Raw genomic sequence first — 18,675 nt, 5'->3', positions numbered from 1 at the left:
GTCTCCACTACCTGTTTTCGAGCGCGCGCCGTTTGGCTTCGGCGTCGATGGTCTCGGCCAGATCGGGGTGCCGGGCCATCAGCACGCGGAAGTCGACGAGGTCGAGCACGAGCAGCCGCGACACTTTCGTGGTCGAAACGTTGGCGCCGCGCATGTTGTTGCCGAGCAGCGCCATCTCGCCGAAGAAGGCGCCTTCCCCGAGCTGTACCTTCTTGCCGGGCAGGTCGACCTCGACTTCGCCGGCGGCGATGAAATACATGCAGTCGCCCTGCGTGCCCTTGCGGATGATCATGGTGCGCGCCGGCAGCTCCATCGTACGAAGCATGTGGGTGACGTCGGCGATGGCCGCAGGCCCCAGCGCCGCGAAGAACGGCACCTTGCTGACGGATTCCCAGGTCTTGAGGAAATTGTCACGGCGGGTCTCCGCTGCGAACCCGGTCGCCAGGATACCGGTCCAGAGGCCGAACACGCCGAGGCCGGAGATCATCACCAGCGCCGCCACCATGCGGCCGAGCGGCGTGACCGGCACGACGTCGCCATAGCCTGTCGTGGTCAGCGTGACGACCGCCCACCACAGGGCGGCGGGAACGCTGCCGAATGTTTGCGGTTGCACGTCCCGCTCCAGGAAATACTCCGCGACGGAGGCGAGAAAGACCACCATCAGGAAAATCACGAGCACGCTGAGCAGCGGCCCCGATTCCAGCACGAGCACGCGGCGGAGCTGGCGCAGGCCGGGAATGCCCGGCACGACCTTCAACACCCACAGCACGCTCAGCAGCCAGGCCGTCTTGGGCTCGGCGCCGAGGATCAGTGCGATCGGTACGGCCAGTGCCCCGACGGTATCGACCAGCCCGGCGGAGGAGGACATGTAAAGTCCCAGCCGCCCTTGCCGTCTCATATGGCGCAGCCGGACCAGCCATTCGAACACGAAGTAGGCGAGGCTGGCCCACAGCAGGAGATCGACCCAGTGGTGTGCCGTTTCATAGGCCGGGTTGAGCGTCAGCAGCACCATGCTGAGCACGCCGACGGTCACGGCCACATAGGCCGCTTTGGTCATGTTGCGGCCGGCGGTCGCGGCCACGAACTGGGCCAGGGCGGGAAACATCGGCTTCAACATGAGGGATGACGGCTCGGTCTGGCTCTTGCGGTCCCCGGGGCTGGGACTTCAGCGCCAAAGTGCCCGTCCGCACGAGGGCCGTCAACGACAGGCGCCCGCCTTCGATGCGCGTGGCTAATCCGGTAGGTCAAGCCGTCACTTGAAATGGGGTGGCTCGTCATAGCCGCGGCGGCTGCTCAAGAACAGCAGCATCATCAAGCCGATGCCGACGACCACGGAGAACCCCGCTCCGAGCGCCAGGGCCACATAGCCTTCCGTCGGGATCGGCTCGCCGCCAACCGACATGGCCGAATAGGCGAAGTAGCCAACCGCAACCAGCATTCCCAGCAAGATGATGAGAAGGAGCATACGCATGGTGCGTTCTCCGGTTGTGTCCCTAACCAACGGTTGTTTTGTGAGACGGTTCCGCGAGAGACACGGCCGCGATTGGCCGGGAAAACAATCCCCGGGCGCGATCGATAGGTCAGGCACTCTGAGCTGTCTTCACCGCCACGACATTGGTGTCGTCATGCGGGGGAGGGAGGGCCTGTCGGGTGGCCTTCTCGAGCTCGCCGGCATGGCGCTTCAGGTAGTCGCGGCGCATACCGATCTCGTCGCGGACAAATTCGTAACCGAGCTTGAAAGTATCGAGCCCGTCGGTACTGATCGTGCCGTCGCGCAGGCCGATGACCGCGCCCCGCAAGATGCTCTCAAGCTCGTCCTGGAGGCATTCGAGCTCATCCGGTGAATGGGCGTGTTCGATGCGTTCGCCGATGTCCAGGATGGCGGTGGAGAGCTCACTTGCCTTTTCCGGCGCGATGCGGGTGATTTTGGCGTAGATTGCGGCGAAGATCGAGCCGATGACGCTGAGCGCGGCGGCGCCCAGATACATCATGTCGCTGTATTTATCCATGAACGACTTGGTGTCATCGTTGATGTAGTCGGCCGCGCCCTGATGCGCCATCACGTAGGCGTCCTTCTCGACCGACGCCGGCTCAATGTGGGTCGCAAAGCCGTTGTCGAGCCCGAGCGCGGATTTGTTCTCGTAGACGATGCGCGCGATGTCGCCGGCGGTGGTACCCGACATTTTGGATTGAGCGACCAGGAGCCATTCGAGCCCGATCGTATCGAGATCGTCGTCGGGAATCTCGGGCGATGCCGACAGCGTGCCGGCCGTCAGCGTCTCGTCGGAAATGCCGGGGAATTTGCGCGCCAGCGCCTTGGCCTCATCGATCGCATTCAGCGTGAAGCCGCCGCGCTTGGCGACCTGCTCATAGGCCTTCTCGCGCACGGCCTTGGAGGCGTGGACGATTGCGATCACCGCGCTGAAGCCACTGGCGGGCGCGAACAGCTTGTCCAGGGTCATGCCTTGCGGCGCCATCTGGATCTTGGCGGCGTCGGGGCTGTCGGGGGCGATATCGAGTAGGTTGCGGACGAAGGCGAGCGAGGATTCGCTGTCGGCGCGAACCGCGACCTTTTTCTTCTTCAGCTCGGCCAGCGACTTGATCTTCTTATTGCCGGGACCGAGCAGAAGCACGAAATCGTGCTCCAGCAGCGCCAGAGTGCGCGCCCGCGCCGGCACCTTGGCGTCGGTGCGCAGGATGGCGAGATCGGCCTGCCTGCGGTCGAATTGCGCGATTGCCTTGGCGTTGTCGGGATTGTTGACGATCTTGATCCGGAAACGCGAGCCGCTGTTCTTCAGCAGCGTGGCGAGCTTGTTCGCGAACAGGGCTTCGTCGCCGTCGGGCCCGCCAACAGCAAAGGTCAGCGTCTCCGAATTGTGCAACCAGGCGCGGCCCGCCCAGACGGTCGCCAGCGACAGCAGCAGGGTGAGCACGACATACAGCAGCACCTGCTGCTGATTGGTCTTGATCACTTTGGGACGCCGTGGCGGCGGGGGTTCAGTCGACGAGGTCGGGCCTTCAGCACTCATGGCAGCACCTGGCCTTATTCCTTGAACGGCGGGCGGCCGGATCATCGCCGGCAGCCTGCGCAAAAATTTCGTAAGCGTTTAAAAAAGAACGATAATCCTCCAGGATGATAGCGCTCCAGTTGCGGAAAGCAAATTCCGCGCCGGAGGTAACCTTACCCCGGGGCGACCTCTGGTCTTGTTGATCCTATCACCGTTTAGCCACACTTGGCGATTTTCCGGTTCCCCCGGCTGCATTCCGGCGCAGGAAATGTCATAAATCGTCGGTCCCGATGGATTTGACGGGACCAAGAAGAAGTTGCGCTGAACGCTCCATTTTTCTTTTCGAGTCAACGAGGGCGTCAGCTTTGTCGTTTCCACCTCTGTCATCGGCGGTTCCGGTCGAAGCGCTCATTGGCTGGATGTTGCTGCTTACCTTCAAGCACATCATCGCCGATTTCGTCCTGCAAACGGCCTGGATGGCGCACGGCAAGGACCAGAAGCACGGCTGGGCTTTGCCGCTCCTGGTGCATTGCCTGATTCACTTTGCGGTTGCGTTGCCATTGATCCTGATCGTGGCGCCAAAATTCTGGTTCGTGGCGCTGATCGATTTCGTCATCCACATCACCATCGATCGCGCCAAGGGATTTGTGTCGGCCAATTTCGGCGTCAACCAGGAGCACCCCTGGTTCTGGACCCTGATCGGCGTCGACCAGGCGCTGCACCATCTGACCGGCTTCGGCCTCTCCATCTTCATGGCGGCGAACTGAGCTTGGACCTCCATTCGGAGAACCCCGCCGGCGGCGGGGATCTTGAAGGACTGCCGCAAGGCCACCGCCAACCCCGTATTCAACCCGGTAGGGCTGCGCTCTGATTCGCGGCATAAGAGCATGGACACCGGGTGACTACCGCCCAGGGTGGTTAACCTTTCATTAGAGAATTGCGCGGCATCTTCCGGACACGAGGGAGAACTGCAATGTTTTCAAGCCGCGACGCTTTTGAAAGCGATTTCTGCCCGGTTCGTGACGAGCTTCTTGGCGAGATGTACCGCGCCAATGAAAGCGGTCTGCCGAGGCTGGTTGAGAGTGTTTCCCCTGACGTCCGCGCCAGGCTGGCGCTGTTTTGCTATCGCCGCAGCCATCTGCACTCGTTGGCCGTCGTGATCGCGCGCAGCTGTAGCGAGCGCGACCTGATCGAGAACGGTGGCCGTGTCGGCTCGACACTCTACGCGTTGTCGCGCGAAGGCTCGGCCAAATCATCGCCCTCGCTGTCGGGAGGCCGCAAGCCGATCACGTTGTCGACCAAGCCGCTCTCGGTGCTCGCACCGCTGGACGACGAAATCGACGACGAGATCAGCGAAGCCGTTCCCGCCTAAGCGGTCTCTATCACAGGCAGCCCGAACTTCCGCCGCGCCATCGCGCATTCGGCATCTCCAGGCATGCAGGTGCGGCACACCTCCGGCCGCACCGCATAGATGCCGCACGTGGTCGCCTTGCCGATATCTCCCTGCAACGCCGAACAGCGATCGCCCTCGCAGCGCATGCCGGACTGACGCGCGTTGACGAGGCCCGAAGGGATCAACGCAAGCTCTTCGTCGCTCTCGATCGAGAAACGCGGCCAGTTTTGCGAATAGCCGCAGCAGGCGCCGCAGCTCTGGCAGCAGCTCGATTGATCGATCTCTTCCATCGGCATCACGTGTCCTTCGGCGGTCCCCAGACCAGGCTCTGCCGCCATTTCGCGCGCAGCACGTCGCGCCTTTCAGGATATCGCTCGTCGAGATAGGTCGCCTCCACGACGCGGTCGGTGCGGAAGCTGCGGAAGTCTCCGCGTAGCTCGCACCACGCGGCGAGCAGACGCACGGCTTCGAGATAGCCGACCGAGATCGGCCAGATCATGCGCTCGCTGGGACGACCCTGTTCGTCGCGATAGCGCAGCATGATCTTCTTGCCTTCGTGGATCTGCGTGCGCGTACGCGCCATGTCCAGACGGTCAGGCTCCCTGTTCCAGCTCGGCCGCGCCCGGCTCGCCGGCTCCAGCACGAAGGGCCGCAGCCGCTCGGGCACAGTGTCGGCGATCTTGGCCATCAAATCTTCGGCCGCGCGCGCCAGCGTGGAATCGGCATGGCCCGCGACCCATTGCGCGCCCAACACCGCCGCCTCGATCTCGTCCGGCGTCAGCATCAAGGGCGGCAGGTCGAATCCTTTTTCCAGGATGTAGCCCATGCCGGCTTCGCCGCGGATCGGCACGCGCTGGCCTATCAACGTTGCGATGTCGCGATAGATGGTGCGCTTCGAGGTCTCGAGCTCGGCTGCAATTGCGTCCGCGGTCAGCGGCTTACGGGTGCGCCTCAGCACCTGGATGATCTGAAACAGCCGGTCGGCACGTCTCATGACAATTCTCTCATCGAACGGCGGATCAGAAATCGGCGCGCGGCTGCTGACAGGATGTTGGCAGCAGGGGAGTTCTATACCGGGACAACACATCGACTGAAGAGGGTTTGTTCATGATCACTCCGATCCATCTTGGCCTGGCTGGCCCGCTCTGGCGAGCGCAAGCCTCGTTGCATGCCAGAGTCTTTGGCCGCTTCGTGTTTCTCGAACTCACTGCCGTCGACCTCCGCCTCGCGATCGCAACCGTGGTGACACGTTCGTTGATCCAGGCTGCGGACGCGCTCGTCCGCCATGTGATGGGCCGCGCCTGGCGGGGGGCCCGTTTCGCAGAAGATATCACGGCTGCTGCCACCATGGTGGCAGCAGCCCGGCACTAGGTTCCGTCAACTCTTTCGGCAGGTTCAGGAGAGCTCACATGATCACGCTTTACGGCTTTGGCACCGGCTTCGGCCTGCCGGAAATCAGCCCCTTCGTCACCAAGACCGAGGTGCAGCTCAAGATGGCGGGGCTGCCCTACCGGAAGGAGCGGGCGATGCCGCCGGCCTCACCCAAGGGGCAGCTGCCTTTTATCGACGATGGCGGCGAGGCGGTGGCCGATTCGACCTTCATCCGCGCCCATATCGAGCGCCGCTACGGCTTCGACTTCGATGCCGGCCTCTCGTTGCAGGAGCGTGCACAGGCCTGGGCCTTCGAGCGCATGATCGAGCATCACGTCTACTGGGCGCTGATCGGTGCCCGCTGGGTTGATCCGGTCAATTTCGCCAAGGGACCTGCGCATTTCTTCGACGGTGCGCCGGAGCACAATCGGGAGAAACTGCGCGAGGATGCCCAGTTCCGCGTCGCCGAGAACTATCTGCTCTCCGGCCTCGGCCGCCACGCCCCCGATGATGATGTCGATCTCGCAGTGCGTTCGCTGTTTGCGCTGTCGGTGCAGCTTGGTGACAAATCCTATCTGATGGGCAACAAGCCCAGCGGTGTCGACGCGACTGCGTTCGGCGCGCTCGCTGGCATCTTGACGCCGTTCTTCGAGTCCAGCCTGCGCGACCGCGCGGAAGGGTTTCCGAACCTCACCGCCTATGTCGACCGGATGATGGACACCTACTATCCGGAGTTTGCCTGGACCCCCCTGCGCCAGGCGGCGTGAGGCAAGCGCGCCGGACGTATAAAAGAAAAGAGCCGGCCTGATGGGCCGGCTCTCGTCATTTCGGAGACCGACGCCGCCTACCTCACCAGCGTGTACTTGCCGTTCTTCACGGTGAGCAGGATGCGCGAGCGCTCGTCGAGGCCGTAGCGGTCCTTTTCGGTGAAGTTGTAGACGCCCTGGCTGGCGGCCAGCTCCTTCTCGGACAGCAACGCCTGACGGATCGCTTCGCGGAACTCAGGTGTGCCGGGTTTTGCGGTCTTCAGCGCCGTCGGGATGATACGCTTGAGGATCTCGAAGGCATCGTAGGAATGGCCGGCGAACTGGCTGCGGCTGTTCGGGCCGTACTTGGCTTCATAGGCTGAGTTGAGCGCAAGGCCTGGCTTCTTGGTGGCGGCTTCCTCCGGCTGGTCCTCGGGGTCCATGACAGGACCGGATGCCATCAGCACGCCTTCGGCCGCTTGGCCGGCGATGCGGATGAAGTCCATGCTGGCAGCGCCGTGGGTCTGGTAGATCAGGCCCTGATAGCCGCGCTCACGCAGCTCGGTCTGCGGCAGCGCGGCCGCGGTGCCGGAGGCGCCGACCAGGATCGCATCGGGATTGGCGGCCACGAGCTTCAGCACCTGGCCGGTCACCGAGGTATCCGGACGGGCGAAGCGCTCCTCGTCGACGATGGTCATGCCCATCGGCACGGCCTGCGCCTTCAGGTCGTTGAACCAGAGGTCGCCATAGGAGTCGGAATAGCCGATATAGCCGAGGGTCTTGATGCCCTTGGACTTCATGTGATCGTACAGCACCTTGCCGACGATCGGGATCGGCTGCGGCATCGCCACCGACCACTTCATGCGTTCCGGCGTGATCGGGAAGGGAGCCAGACCAAAGTGCGGAATGCCGGCTTCGTTGGCGACGTTGGAGACTGCGATGGTCGGCGGCGTCAGCGCCGAGCCCATGATGATGTCGGCTTTGGATTCGGTGACGAAACGGCGGGCGTTGGTGGTCGCGGTGGTGGGATCGCCGCCGTCGTCGAGCACGATCACCTTCAACGGAACGCCGCCGATTTCCTTCGGCACGAATTCCAGCGCGTTGCGCTCGGGGATTCCGAGCGCGGCGCCCGGGCCGGTGGTGGTGGTGGTGATGCCGATGGTGATTTCGTTGGTCTGGGCGTGCGCGGGCAAGGCCGGCAACGCCAGCGTCGCCGCCGCGATGGCAGTCAGGTAAAAGCGTTTCATCAATTCCTCCCTTGACGTTTTCTTTGAAAGCAGAAATCGGGGATGAATTCAGCCCCGTCTTTTGGCGATGCGGCGATTTGGTTCCGGATTAGCTCCCTGTGAATTTGGCCACCATTTCCGGGGGGAATGGTGCCGATTTCAGTCTGTCGGGGTTGTCGGGGTCGCGGCCGACCAGGACGCGCGTCTCGAAGCCTTCGATGGCGAGCGCCTCGCCCTTGTAGACGTTGTGCTTCACCTCGAAGCTCGAGCGCTTGATGCTCTCGATCTTCGTTTCGATGGTGATCCAGTCGCCATAGGTCGAGGGAATGTAGAACTTGGACCGCGTATCGACCATGGGGATGCCCACCAGGCCGTATTTGCGAACCAGGTCCTGCTTGGAGAAGCCGGCGACCTCGAACAGGGTCGACGTCGAATCGTCGAACATCGCGAAATAGCGCGGATAGTAGACGATGTTGGCGGGGTCGCAGTCGCCCCACTGGATCTGGACGTCGCGCCGGTTCACGAACATGCGTTGAGTGCCTTATTTCGGCGCCATGCGCAGCGAGCCGTCGAGGCGCACCACTTCGCCGTTGAGATAGGAGTTCTCGACCATGTGCAACGCGAGCGCGGCGAACTCGTCGGCATTGCCAAGACGGCGCGGGAAGGGGATGGCGGCGGCGAGCGAGTCCTGCGCTTCCTGCGGCAGATTGGCCAGCAGCGGCGTCAGGAACAGCCCGGGCGCGATGGTCAGCACGCGGACGCCGAACTGGGCGAGCTCGCGCGCGATCGGCAAGGTCATGCCGACGATGCCGCCCTTCGAGGCCGAATAGGCCGACTGGCCGATCTGGCCGTCATAGGCGGCGACCGAGGCCGTGTTGATGATGACGCCGCGCTCGCCGCTCGCCTGCGGCTCGAGCTTGGACATCTCCGTCGCCGCGAGGCGCAACATGTTGAAGGTGCCGATCAGGTTGATCTTGATCACCTTGTCGAAATCGGCAAGCGCCATCGGGCCGTCGCGCCCGACGACGCGTTTTGCAACGCCGATGCCGGCGCAGTTGACCAGTACGCGGGCCGGACCGTGGGCCTTGGCCGCCTGTGCGATCGCAGCTTCGGCGGAGGCCGCGTCTGAGACGTCGCAGGTGACGGCGACGCCCTTGATCTCGGCGGCAACGGTCTCTGCAAGCTTGGTATTGAGATCGCACACCGCGACCTTGGCGCCCTGCGCCGCCAGTTTTCGTGCTGTGGCAGCACCCAGACCCGATGCGCCGCCGGTGACGATGGCTGCCTGATCCTTCAACAACATGGCGTTCTCCTTCGATGAGTTTCTTTAGCCGACCGATATCACGCGGTCAGACGGATTGGCAGCGTAGAGCTCTTCAATCAACGCGCCGCGATGCTCCAGCACCGCGCGCTGGTTGATCGAGCCCTTGTCGGTGACCTCGCCCTTGTCGATCGAGAGCGGCGTGTCCATCAGGATCGCACGGGTAATCCGGGTCGAGGAGCCGGTCGCCGAACCGAGAAACTGGGTCAAGCGCTCGCGGAACGCCTCGCGGACCAGCCGGTCGCGCGTCGCGACCACCACGTCGTCCGGCGGCAGCGTCGGGTTGATCAGGCGGCAGCCGTCGAGATCGAGCACGATGAGAGCGGAGATCTCGTCACGGTTGATGCCGGCGATGACGACGTCGCGCACCAGCGGCGCGCAGGCTGCGATGAGGCGCGCGCGCAAGGGACCGACGCTGACCCAGGTGCCGCTGGCGAGCTTGAAATCCTCGCTGACGCGGCCGTCGAAATCGAAGCCAGCGTTGAGATCGTCGGGATCGGCAGGCTTGAGCGCATCGCCCATCTTGTAAAATCCTTCCTCATCGAAGGATTTTGCGGTGATGTCAGGCTGGCGCCAGTAGCCGGGCATCACGTTCGGCCCCTTGGCGCGGACCTCGAGCTTGCCGTTGTTTGGCACCAGCTTGGCTTCGTTGCCGGAAACGGGAAGGCCGACATGGCCGGAGCGGCTGGTACGCGGATTGACCGACATGAAGAACGGTGCGGTCTCGGTGGCACCGAGGCCCGTGAGCATCGGTACGCGATATCCCTTCTCCTTGACCGCGAGCTCGTCAAGACTGTTCCAGACGAACGACGACAGCGCAGCGCCGGAGAAGAACATCGCATGCAGGCGATCGAAGAACTTTGCGCGCAGGCCCTGGTCGTCCCGCAAATAGGGCAGCAGCGATTCATAGCCCTTGGGCACGTTGAAATAGACCGTCGGCGAAATCTCCTGGAGATTGCGCACGGTCTCCTCGATGCCGCCGGGCACCGGCTTGCCGGCGTCCAGATACATCGAGCCGCCATTGTACAGCGTCAGCCCGATATTGTGGTTGCCGCCAAAGGTGTGGTTCCACGGCAACCAGTCGATGATGACGGGCGGCTCGTCCTTGAGGAAGGCGAGCGTCTCGCGCAGCATCACTTGGTTGGCGCAGATCATGCGCTGCGTGTTGATGACGGCCTTGGGATTGCCTGTTGAGCCCGAGGTCAGCAGGAATTTTGCGATTGTGTCGGGGCCGATCTTCTCATGGAGCTCGTCAAGATCGCTACGGATCGGGGTTGCGATGAGGTCGGCGAGCAGGGTGACGTCGCGGCCCGGCACATGGCCATAGGAGGCAGCGATCTCGGTACCGAGGGAGACATTGGCGGCGAGCGCGTCCGCGAACTTGTCGGCATCCTCTGCGAAAACGAGGCCGGGCGTCAGCAGCTTCATCAAATATGCGAGCTTGCCGTAATCCTTCGACACCAGCGAATAGGCCGGTGACACCGGGCAGAAGGGAATGCCGGCATAGAAGGCGCCGAAGGCGAGCAAAGCGTGGTCGATCGAATTGCCGGAGAGGATGACGACCGGCCGCTCCGCCGACAGGCCGCGCCGGATCAGGCCTGAGGCGATATGCCGGCTCGCGGTGAGCAGCTCGGCATAAGTGATCTTGCGCCAGCCCCGGCCACCCTCGCGTTCGGCCATGAAGACGCGGTCCGGCGTCGCCGTCGCCCAGTGATGCAGACGATCGGTGATGCGGACGGGATAGTCGCCGAGGGGCTGCTTCGGCCGCAGATAGATCGTGCCATCGGCGCGACGCTCGACATCGACGACGGGATCTCCGAACGAGATCGGCCGCAGCGGAGAATTGCTCACGCCGCGCTCTGTGCTGGAAGAGGACGGCTGTGCGCTCATGACTTCGGCTTTACCTTGGCGGTCTTGTGCTCGAGGAACTCGCGGATCCTGCGTTTTGCTTCCTTGTCGCTCTGCGCAACGGTGGCCATCAGCGATTCCATCAAAAGGCCGGTCTGCGGATTGGCCTCCGCGATCATCGGGAGCGCTTGAAGCACGGCGAAATTCGTCAACGGCGCGTTGGACGCAATCTTGGCCGCAAGCTCCAGCGCCTTGGGCAAGCCGTTGCCGGCCTCGGTGACATATTGCGCAAAGCCGTAGGACGCGCCCTCGGTCGCGCTATAGACGCGGCCGGTCAGCATCATGTCCATCATCCTGGCAACGCCGATCAGCCGCGGCAGCCGCACCGAGCCGCCGCCGCCGACGAAGATGCCGCGCTGCCCCTCTGGCAGGGCAAAATAGGTCGAGGGCTCGGCGACACGGATATGCGCCGCGCAGGCAAGCTCCAGCCCGCCGCCGATCACGGCACCCTTCAGCGCGGCGATGACGGGGACGCGGCTATACTGGATACGGTCGAACACCCGATGCCACATTTGGGAATGGAGAAGGCCGCCGGTGGCGTCGTGGTCCTGGAGCTCGGACAGGTCGAGACCGCTGGAGAAATGGTCGCCGATGCCGTGAATGACCACCGCACCGACATCCTCGGGCAGGGACGTAAAGCATTGGCCGATTTCGAGAATGATGCCGTCATTGAGCGCATTGCGCTTGGCCGGCCGGTTCAGCCCCACGGTCAGAACCCGGTCCACCCTCTCGATCTGAAGCAGCCCGGAGGTGCCCGCGCCAGCGGTCTCGGCGTTTCCCTGTGTCATTTGCGTCCTTATCAGAATAGTTATGTTGTATAACGAATTTGGGAGGAGTCAAGGAGGGGGCCGGTAGGCAAAAGCCGTCCTCCAATTTGGTGTCGTCCCGGCGGAGGCCGGACCCATAACCCCAGGGAGGCATTTGGCGAAGATTGGTCGTTCGGTACTCCGACCGCCTGCAGCGGATAGATCACGCGGTATGGGTCCCGGCTTTCGCCGGGACGACAGTTGAGTGTGCGCTCACACCACCTGATGCACGTCGATCACCACGCGATCGGCGTGCCGCGCGGCTGAGCCGACAAAGATGTGCTCCATCAGCCAGCGATATTTCTCGTGCCCCGTCTCGAATTTCGGCACGGTCCGAAAATAGATCAGCTTCGGATCAACGGGTTCGCCACGCTTGAGCTTTTGCAGGAGTTCGATCGGGCCAAAGCGGATGCCCTTGTTCTCGACATAGATGGTGGCGCCGTCGTCGGTCTCGAAGGCGTATTTGGCCTCCAAGTCGATCAGCTCGTTGGGGCGGATGGTTTGGAAGTCGGCGCCGTACGGCAGCACTTTTCCAGTGATCGCGCCCGTCACCTCACCGCCGATGATCGGGATGATGCGGCGGACGCCGATGCCGGTCTCGCCAGCGGTGATGACGTCGCCGATTTTTGCAGTAATCGTGAAGACATAATTTGTCGCGAGCGTCGGTGTGGTCATTGCTTCGCCTCGCTAGTGCGCCATCATCCGCATCGGCAGCCATGTCGCCAGCAGCGGGAACGCGATCAGGATCACCAGGCGCACGAGGTCGGTCGCCACGAACGGAATCACACCCTTGAAGATCGTGGAGAAGGAGACGTCCTTCACCACGCTCTTGATGACAAACACGTTCATGCCGACAGGCGGATGGATCAGCCCGAGCTCGACGGTCATCACGATGATGACGCCGAACCAGATCGGGTCGAAGCCGAGATGTGTGATCACGGGGAAGATGATCGGCACGGTCAGGATGATCATCGCCATGGCGTCCATCAGGCAGCCGAGCACGAGATACATCACCATGATCAGCGCCAGCACGCCGTAAGGGCCGAGGCCGAGGCCGGTGAGAAATTCCGTCACCTTCTGCGGCGTCTGCGTCACCGTGAGGAAATAACCGAAGATCAAAGCGCCGATCAGCACGGTGAACACCGCGGCCGCGGTGCGCGTCGCCTGCAGCAGCGAGGCCAGCACCTTCTCGCGGTCGAGCCGTCCCGTGACCATGCCGATGATGAAGGCGCCGGTGGCGCCGACGCCGCCAGCTTCAGTCGGCGTAAAGCGCGGCAGGAAGGGCAGACCGTAGAGACCGCCGATCACGAACACGAACAGCAGCACCGGCGCCCAGATGTCCTTCAGTCCGGCGAAACGCTCGCGCCAGGGCAGCACCTTGCCCTTGGGCAGGAAGTCGGGGCGGAGATAGCCGATCAGGAAGATCGTGATCATATACATGGTCATCGCCAGCAGGCCCGGAATGATGCCGGCGATGAAGAGTTTGCCGATGTCCTGCTCGGTGATGATGCCGTAGACCGCGAGCACGGTGGAGGGCGGCAGCATCGCGCCAAGCGTGCCGCCGGCCGCGATCACCCCTGTCGCAAAGGACTGCGGATAGCCGAAGCGGCGCATCTCGGGATAGGCAACGGCGGAGAAGGTGGCTGCCGTCGCCACCGATGAACCGCAGATCGCGGCAAAGCCGCCGCAGGCGCCCACGGTCGCGATGCCGAGCCCGCCGCGCAAATGTCCGACAAAGCCGTTGGCGGCGCGGAACAGCTCCCGGCTCATGCCGGAATTGCTGACGAACGAGCCCATCAGCAGGAACATCGGGATGACGCCGAAGGTGTAGTCGGTGACCGTGCGCATCGAGGTCTGGCCGACCAGTTTCAGCGCCGGCGTCGCGCCGACCAGATAGGAGAAGCCGGAGACGCCGACGAGCCCCATGGCCATGCCGACGGGGACGCGCAGCAGCATCAAGGCAAACAGGGAGATGAAGCCGATTACGGCGACGGCATCTGTGCTCATGATTATTCCGTCGCCTTCAGCTTGGGGTCGTGCATCTCTTCAGGATGGAAGATCAATCGGTAGGTGCGGATCGCGATCAGCAGAACGGCCGAGACGTCGCCGATCCAGGCGATCGCGAAGAACGGCCAGGTCGGCATGTGCATGTCGAAGGTCTGGACGTTGTCGTTGTAGGTGCCGCGCACCTTGTCGAACAGCGTCCAGGTCTGCACCGTGACGACGAACAGCAGCACCAGCGTCGCGAACACGTCGATCCAGCGCTGGTAGCGTGGCCCGACATTGCCCCAGACCAGATCGACCGTGATGTGCGTGCCGCGGTAGGAGGTTGCCGCGATGCCCCAGAAGATCAGGATGCCGAGCAGCATGCGACCGATGTCGAAACTGTCAGGGATCGAATAATTCAGCGTGTTGCGCAGCAGCACCGACAAAAAAATGTCGAGCGCGACGATGCCGACGAACGCGGCGGCGATCCATTCGATCGTGTCGATGATGCGGTCCATCCAGGCGCGCTTCATGGGGAGAGAGTCCTTTCGACCAGTTCGAGGTGTCCCCGCGATGGAGCCGCGCTCCCTCCCCCGCTTGCGGGGGAGGGGTGGGGAGAGGGTGTCTCCACAATCGAGAACCCTCAAGAGGAGAGAGCCCTCACCCGGCACTCGGGACGATGCTTCGCATCGCCCGGAACGCGCCGACCTCTCCCGCAAGCAAGCGGGAGAGGTGTAGTCTCACTCCGCCAGTGCGTTGTACTTCTTCAACGACGCCTTCAATTCCGCCAGCGCAGCGTTCGGATCGATGCCGGTCTTCTTGACGCCATCGCCCCAGGTCTTGACCAGCGGTTCGGCGGCCTTCTTCCAGGCGGCGGTCTGGTCCGGGGATAGCTTGTAGACCTCGTGACCTTCTTCCGCCTTCACCTTGTCGACGCCGGCATCTTCGAACTTGCCCCAGTGCTCGCCAACCACGCCGGCCATCTCGGTCGAGCAGTTCTTGTCGACCGCGGCCTTCTGCTTGTCGGACATCGCATTGTACTTGTCCTTGTTGATCACGAACACGAAGGTCGTGGTGTAGAGCGGCGCTTCCATGTGGAACTTGGTGACCTTGTCGATGCCGAACAGCACCAGCGAGCCCCAGGGAAAGGTGACGCCGTCGGCGACGCCGCGCTCGATAATGTCGCGCACTTCAGGGGCGGAGGACTGCACATTGGTGCCGCCGAGCGCCGTGACGAAGTTCGCCATGGTGGCATGCGCGGGACGGATCTTCATACCCTTCACGTCCTCCGGCATGGCGATCTTCTTGCTGCGCGAGTGGAAGGACGAAGGCGAGTGAACGAAGGCGAGGCAGTATTTGACGTCCTTCATCTCCTTCTCGGCGTATTTGCGGTACCAGGCGTCCAGCCCCATCGAGCCGCCCTTGGCGTCAGAGATCAGGAACGGCAATTCGCCGGCGCCGATGACCGGGAAGCGGCCGGGCTGGTAGCCGGGATTGACATAGGTGACGTCAGCGATGCCGTCGCGTGCCATGTCGTAATGGTCGAACGCCTTGCCGAGCTGCTGGGCCGGAAACACCTTGCCGGTGATGGTGCCGCCGGAATCCTTGTTCACTGCGGCCACCCAGTCTTCAAGAGACTTTTGCAGCGGATGCGACGCCGGCACCCAGTGCGAGACCTTCAGGTCGACGGTTTTGTCCTGCGCGAACGCAGGCGTCACGCTTGCTGCCAGCAGCAAAGCCAGACAGGCCTTCCTCATTTCGTATCTCTCCCCTTTCGTGACGGCAGGCTTCGATGGCCTGGTCTTGTTAATTAACATGTTATCTAATCGGCCGGCGCGTTCAAGCCGGAACTGCTGCGTCATCTACGTCAGCGCTGTTGCACGGATTTGTCGCTGTCCGAGCGACCAACCTCCCTTTCTGCCAAACCGTTATATGATATAATTATCCTGCGTGGATCAACGCGACAAGCGAGCCGCGACGAAGCCTACAGGATCGGGAGGAGCAAGTATTGCGGACAAAAGTCGCAATCATCGGGGCCGGGCCGGCGGGATTGTTGCTTGGGCAATTGCTGCACATTTACGGCATCGACAACGTCATCCTGGAACGGCAGAGCCCCGACTACGTGCTCGGACGCATCCGCGCCGGCCTGCTGGAGGAGGGCACCGTCGCGCTGCTCGATCAGGTCGGTGCCGGCAAGCGGGCGCATGCCGAAGGCCTGGTGCACGAGGGTATCGAACTGGCATTTTCCGGGAGCCGCCACCGCATCGACATGAAGGCCGCCACCGGCAAGACGGTGATGATCTATGGCCAGACCGAGGTCACGCTCGACCTGATGAATGCGCGCAAAGCCGCCGGTCTCACCACCGTCTATGAGGCCAAGGATGTGCAGCCGCATGATTTCGACGGCAGTCACCCGCGTGTAACCTGGGTCAAGGATGGCGTCACCCACACGCTCGATTGCGATTTCATCGCCGGGTGCGACGGCTTCCACGGCGTCAGCCGCGCGAGCGTGCCTGATACGGCGATCGAGGAGTTCGAGCGGGTTTATCCGTTCGGCTGGCTCGGCATCTTGTCCGAGACGCCGCCGGTCAGCCACGAGCTGATCTATTCCAACCATGCGCGCGGCTTTGCGCTTTGCACCATGCGCTCGATGAAGCGCAGCCGGCATTACGTGCAATGCTCGCTCGATGACCATGTCGATCAGTGGCCGGACGATCGCTTCTGGGATGAGCTGAAGCGCCGGCTCGACCAGGAGGCGGCCGACAGTCTCATCACCGGCCCCTCGATCGAGAAGAGCATTGCGCCCTTGCGCAGCTTCGTCGCCGAGCCGATGCGTTTCGGCAAGATGTTCCTGTGCGGCGACGCTGCCCACATCGTGCCGCCGACCGGCGCCAAGGGGCTGAACCTCGCCGCCAGCGATGCGCATTATCTGTCAGGCGCACTTCGCGAGTTCTACGACGAGAAATCGAGTGCCGGCATCGATACCTATTCCGCAAAGGCGCTGGCGCGCGTCTGGAAGGCCGTGCGCTTCTCCTGGTGGATGACCTCGATGCTGCACAAATTCCCCGACACCGGCAGCATCGGCGCGCGCATCCAGCTCGCCGAGCTCGACTACGTCACGCAGTCGCCGGCCGCGATGACGTCACTGTCGGAGAATTATGTCGGGCTGCCGTTCTAAGAAGGTGCCGTAGGGTGGGGTTGGCTAAGCAGTGCGCGAAGCGCATCTGCTCGGCGTAACCCGCCTGTTTGATTTCCGCGGAGACAGAAGTGGTGGGTTACGCCTACGGCTAACCTACCCTACGGCACTGTCAATGCGACACCACACGTTTCAAACATCTGCGCAAATCCCGTTTAAAACTTTGTAATTGATGCGTTCGTCTCGTCCATCGCGTTCAATGCTGTCAATCAACAACGCGAGACGCGCATGACCTCCATCGACATCCCCGAAGGCTTCGAGCCGCTCGCCCGCAAGAGTCCGATGACCGAACCGTGGGAGCCGCTCTACGCGAAGAAGACCGACCGTGCCGTCATCATCGGCCTGCGGCTGGCAAGGCCGCACACCAACGGGCGTGGCTTGATCCACGGCGGCCTTATCACCGCGCTCGCCGACAACGCGATGGGCTACAGCTGCGCCCAGCTGACGAACTGGACCACCTCATTCGTGACGGTTTCGCTGTCGATCGATTTCGTCGGCTCGGCCGAGACCGGCCAATGGTGCTCGATCGAGAGCGACGTGATCAAGACCGGCAAGACGATCTGCTTCGCGCAGAGCCTGGTCAAGGCCGACGGCGTCGTGATCGCGCGGGCCAGCGGCACGTTTCGCGTCGTGCCGAAGCCGGGATAGCCGTCATTCCGGGCGGTGCGAAGCACCGAACCCGGAATCTCGAGATTCGGGGTTCTCGCTTCGCGAGCCCCGGAATGACGACTTCACCCAAACTTCCAATCCGTCGTTTCCACCACGAGATCGATGAACGCCCGCACCTTGGCCGAGAGCAGCCGCGAGGTCGGGTAGACGATGTGGATCGGCAACGCCGGCTGCTCGTATTTCGCCAGCAGGACCTTCAGGCGTCCGCGCCTCAGGCCCTCGGCGGCCTGATAGGCCAGCACGCGCGTGATGCCGCCGCCGGCTTCGGCATATTGCAGGGCGGCGTCGGCACTGTTGCTGGTGAAGCGCGGAGTTGGCGTCACCTCGATGCCCCGGCCGTCCTGCATGAACTGCCAGCTCGCGGACGGACCAAATTGGATCGTCTGGTGCTCAGACAGCGCCTGCGGCGTCCTCGGCTCGCCGTGGCGCTTGAGATAGCCTGGCGTTGCCACCGTGATCCGCCGCATCTCGCCGACCTGACGCGCGACCAGTGAGGAATCGGCAAGATGGCCGATCCGCACCGCGGCATCGACGGCGTCCTCGACAAGGTTGACGAGATTGTCCGACAGCCTGAGCTCGGCCGCCACCTCGGGATAGCGCTTGAGATAGTCGGTCATGACAGGCCCGACATGGAGCCGGCCGAAACCCACCGGGGCCGAGACCACCAGCCGCCCGCTCGGCCGGTTGCGCTCTTCCCGCGCCGCGCCGTCGGCCTCATCGACGTCGGCGAGGATCCGCCGGGCGCGCTCCAGATAGCGCCTGCCGACATCGGTGAGCCGCACCTGTCGCGTGGTCCGCTGCAGCAGCCGCGCGCCAAGATGCTCCTCCAGCGCTGCAATCAGCCGCGTCACCGCCGAAGGCGATAGCCTTAGCTTGCGCGCCGCCGGCGCAAAGCCGCGCAGATCGGCGACCGTGATGAAAACGCGCATGGCGTCAAGGCGGTCCATGGACATTATTGCATATGTCGCAACGATGAAGTGTCAAGCCACCTGATTGTTCTAGACGGCAGAAGGTCGATCTTGGGTCGTGAAAGACCGCAGACATG

General features: G+C 63.1%; 21 protein-coding genes. 6 read left to right on the top strand and 15 right to left on the bottom strand.

From position 1 onward, the window contains the following. Positions 1-7: 7 nt before the first annotated feature. From ACNJX9_RS37005 to ACNJX9_RS36995, 3 genes are all read right to left on the bottom strand, one after another. Complete coding sequence (locus tag ACNJX9_RS37005) at positions 8-1,117, bottom strand: cyclic nucleotide-gated ion channel (RefSeq protein ID WP_057746353.1); 1,110 nt, start codon at positions 1,115-1,117, stop codon at positions 8-10. Between the two features lie 135 nt (positions 1,118-1,252). Beyond that, positions 1,253-1,471, bottom strand: coding sequence for a hypothetical protein (locus ACNJX9_RS37000; protein ID WP_220006054.1), 219 nt, complete (start codon positions 1,469-1,471; stop codon positions 1,253-1,255). Between the two features lie 109 nt (positions 1,472-1,580). After that, complete coding sequence (locus ACNJX9_RS36995; RefSeq protein ID WP_271618327.1) at positions 1,581-3,029, bottom strand: TAXI family TRAP transporter solute-binding subunit; 1,449 nt, start codon at positions 3,027-3,029, stop codon at positions 1,581-1,583. Between the two features lie 398 nt (positions 3,030-3,427). Here ACNJX9_RS36995 and ACNJX9_RS36990 point away from each other — a divergent pair, with 398 nt between their 5' ends. Together ACNJX9_RS36990 and ACNJX9_RS36985 are read left to right on the top strand one after the other, a co-directional pair. Beyond that, entirely contained in the window at positions 3,428-3,775 is a 348-nt protein-coding gene (locus ACNJX9_RS36990; protein ID WP_057746865.1) for a DUF3307 domain-containing protein, read from the top strand. 206 nt (positions 3,776-3,981) lie between these two features. Then, a complete protein-coding gene (locus tag ACNJX9_RS36985; protein WP_057746361.1) occupies positions 3,982-4,380 on the top strand; it encodes a hypothetical protein in 399 nt (132 codons plus the stop codon). Here the strand turns inward: ACNJX9_RS36985 and ACNJX9_RS36980 are convergent. Further along, positions 4,377-4,691, bottom strand: coding sequence for a YkgJ family cysteine cluster protein (locus ACNJX9_RS36980; protein ID WP_271599191.1), 315 nt, complete (start codon positions 4,689-4,691; stop codon positions 4,377-4,379). The genes ACNJX9_RS36985 and ACNJX9_RS36980 overlap by 4 nt on opposite strands. Positions 4,692-4,696: 5 nt before the next feature. Next, a complete protein-coding gene (locus ACNJX9_RS36975; protein WP_057746364.1) occupies positions 4,697-5,395 on the bottom strand; it encodes a helix-turn-helix transcriptional regulator in 699 nt (232 codons plus the stop codon). Between the two features lie 113 nt (positions 5,396-5,508). On the opposite strand from ACNJX9_RS36975, the gene ACNJX9_RS36970 reads away from it, so the two are divergent. Further along, positions 5,509-5,772, top strand: a complete 264-nt coding sequence (locus tag ACNJX9_RS36970; protein WP_439407021.1) for a hypothetical protein — start codon at positions 5,509-5,511, stop codon at positions 5,770-5,772. A 38-nt stretch (positions 5,773-5,810) separates the two neighbouring features. After that, entirely contained in the window at positions 5,811-6,539 is a 729-nt protein-coding gene (locus ACNJX9_RS36965) for a glutathione S-transferase family protein (protein WP_057746869.1), read from the top strand. Between the two features lie 77 nt (positions 6,540-6,616). Here ACNJX9_RS36965 and ACNJX9_RS36960 read toward each other — a convergent pair whose 3' ends face one another. From ACNJX9_RS36960 to ACNJX9_RS36920, 9 genes are all read right to left on the bottom strand, one after another. Next, on the bottom strand, positions 6,617-7,765 hold the full coding sequence (locus ACNJX9_RS36960) for an ABC transporter substrate-binding protein (protein WP_271599061.1): 1,149 nt from the start codon (positions 7,763-7,765) through the stop codon (positions 6,617-6,619). 88 nt (positions 7,766-7,853) lie between these two features. Then, positions 7,854-8,273: an acyl-CoA thioesterase gene (locus ACNJX9_RS36955; RefSeq protein ID WP_092230816.1), complete on the bottom strand. Its 420-nt coding sequence runs from the start codon at positions 8,271-8,273 to the stop codon at positions 7,854-7,856. 12 nt (positions 8,274-8,285) lie between these two features. Next, the gene (locus tag ACNJX9_RS36950; protein WP_057746374.1) at positions 8,286-9,047 is read right to left on the bottom strand and encodes an SDR family NAD(P)-dependent oxidoreductase; all 762 of its coding nucleotides are present in this window, start codon (positions 9,045-9,047) and stop codon (positions 8,286-8,288) included. Between the two features lie 24 nt (positions 9,048-9,071). Next, positions 9,072-10,955 carry a feruloyl-CoA synthase gene (locus ACNJX9_RS36945; protein ID WP_439407019.1) on the bottom strand — a complete coding sequence of 628 codons (1,884 nt, stop codon included), beginning with the start codon at positions 10,953-10,955 and terminating at the stop codon, positions 9,072-9,074. Next, positions 10,952-11,761 (bottom strand): crotonase/enoyl-CoA hydratase family protein, encoded by an 810-nt coding sequence (locus ACNJX9_RS36940; protein ID WP_057746381.1) that lies wholly within the window; start codon positions 11,759-11,761, stop codon positions 10,952-10,954. The genes ACNJX9_RS36945 and ACNJX9_RS36940 overlap by 4 nt, the downstream gene beginning before the upstream one ends. 231 nt (positions 11,762-11,992) lie before the next feature. Beyond that, positions 11,993-12,454 (bottom strand): DUF3237 domain-containing protein, encoded by a 462-nt coding sequence (locus ACNJX9_RS36935; RefSeq protein WP_439407016.1) that lies wholly within the window; start codon positions 12,452-12,454, stop codon positions 11,993-11,995. 12 nt (positions 12,455-12,466) lie between these two features. Beyond that, positions 12,467-13,786, bottom strand: coding sequence for a TRAP transporter large permease (locus ACNJX9_RS36930; RefSeq protein ID WP_439407014.1), 1,320 nt, complete (start codon positions 13,784-13,786; stop codon positions 12,467-12,469). Positions 13,787-13,788: 2 nt separating this feature from the next. After that, the gene (locus ACNJX9_RS36925; RefSeq protein WP_057746393.1) at positions 13,789-14,298 is read right to left on the bottom strand and encodes a TRAP transporter small permease; all 510 of its coding nucleotides are present in this window, start codon (positions 14,296-14,298) and stop codon (positions 13,789-13,791) included. 207 nt (positions 14,299-14,505) lie between these two features. Further along, the gene (locus ACNJX9_RS36920; RefSeq protein WP_057746396.1) at positions 14,506-15,522 is read right to left on the bottom strand and encodes a TRAP transporter substrate-binding protein; all 1,017 of its coding nucleotides are present in this window, start codon (positions 15,520-15,522) and stop codon (positions 14,506-14,508) included. Between the two features lie 251 nt (positions 15,523-15,773). On the opposite strand from ACNJX9_RS36920, the gene pobA reads away from it, so the two are divergent. Together pobA and ACNJX9_RS36910 are read left to right on the top strand one after the other, a co-directional pair. Then, entirely contained in the window at positions 15,774-16,943 is a 1,170-nt protein-coding gene (pobA, locus tag ACNJX9_RS36915; protein WP_057746401.1) for a 4-hydroxybenzoate 3-monooxygenase, read from the top strand. Positions 16,944-17,189: 246 nt separating this feature from the next. After that, positions 17,190-17,609 (top strand): PaaI family thioesterase, encoded by a 420-nt coding sequence (locus ACNJX9_RS36910; protein WP_271618319.1) that lies wholly within the window; start codon positions 17,190-17,192, stop codon positions 17,607-17,609. 83 nt (positions 17,610-17,692) lie between these two features. Here ACNJX9_RS36910 and ACNJX9_RS36905 read toward each other — a convergent pair whose 3' ends face one another. Then, positions 17,693-18,577: a LysR family transcriptional regulator gene (locus tag ACNJX9_RS36905; protein ID WP_439407011.1), complete on the bottom strand. Its 885-nt coding sequence runs from the start codon at positions 18,575-18,577 to the stop codon at positions 17,693-17,695. Positions 18,578-18,675 lie beyond the last annotated feature (98 nt).

Source organism: Bradyrhizobium sp. BLXBL-03 (genome assembly GCF_051853015.1).
GTDB lineage: Bacteria > Pseudomonadota > Alphaproteobacteria > Rhizobiales > Xanthobacteraceae > Bradyrhizobium > Bradyrhizobium manausense.
This window is presented reverse-complemented; position numbering and strand designations above follow the sequence as displayed.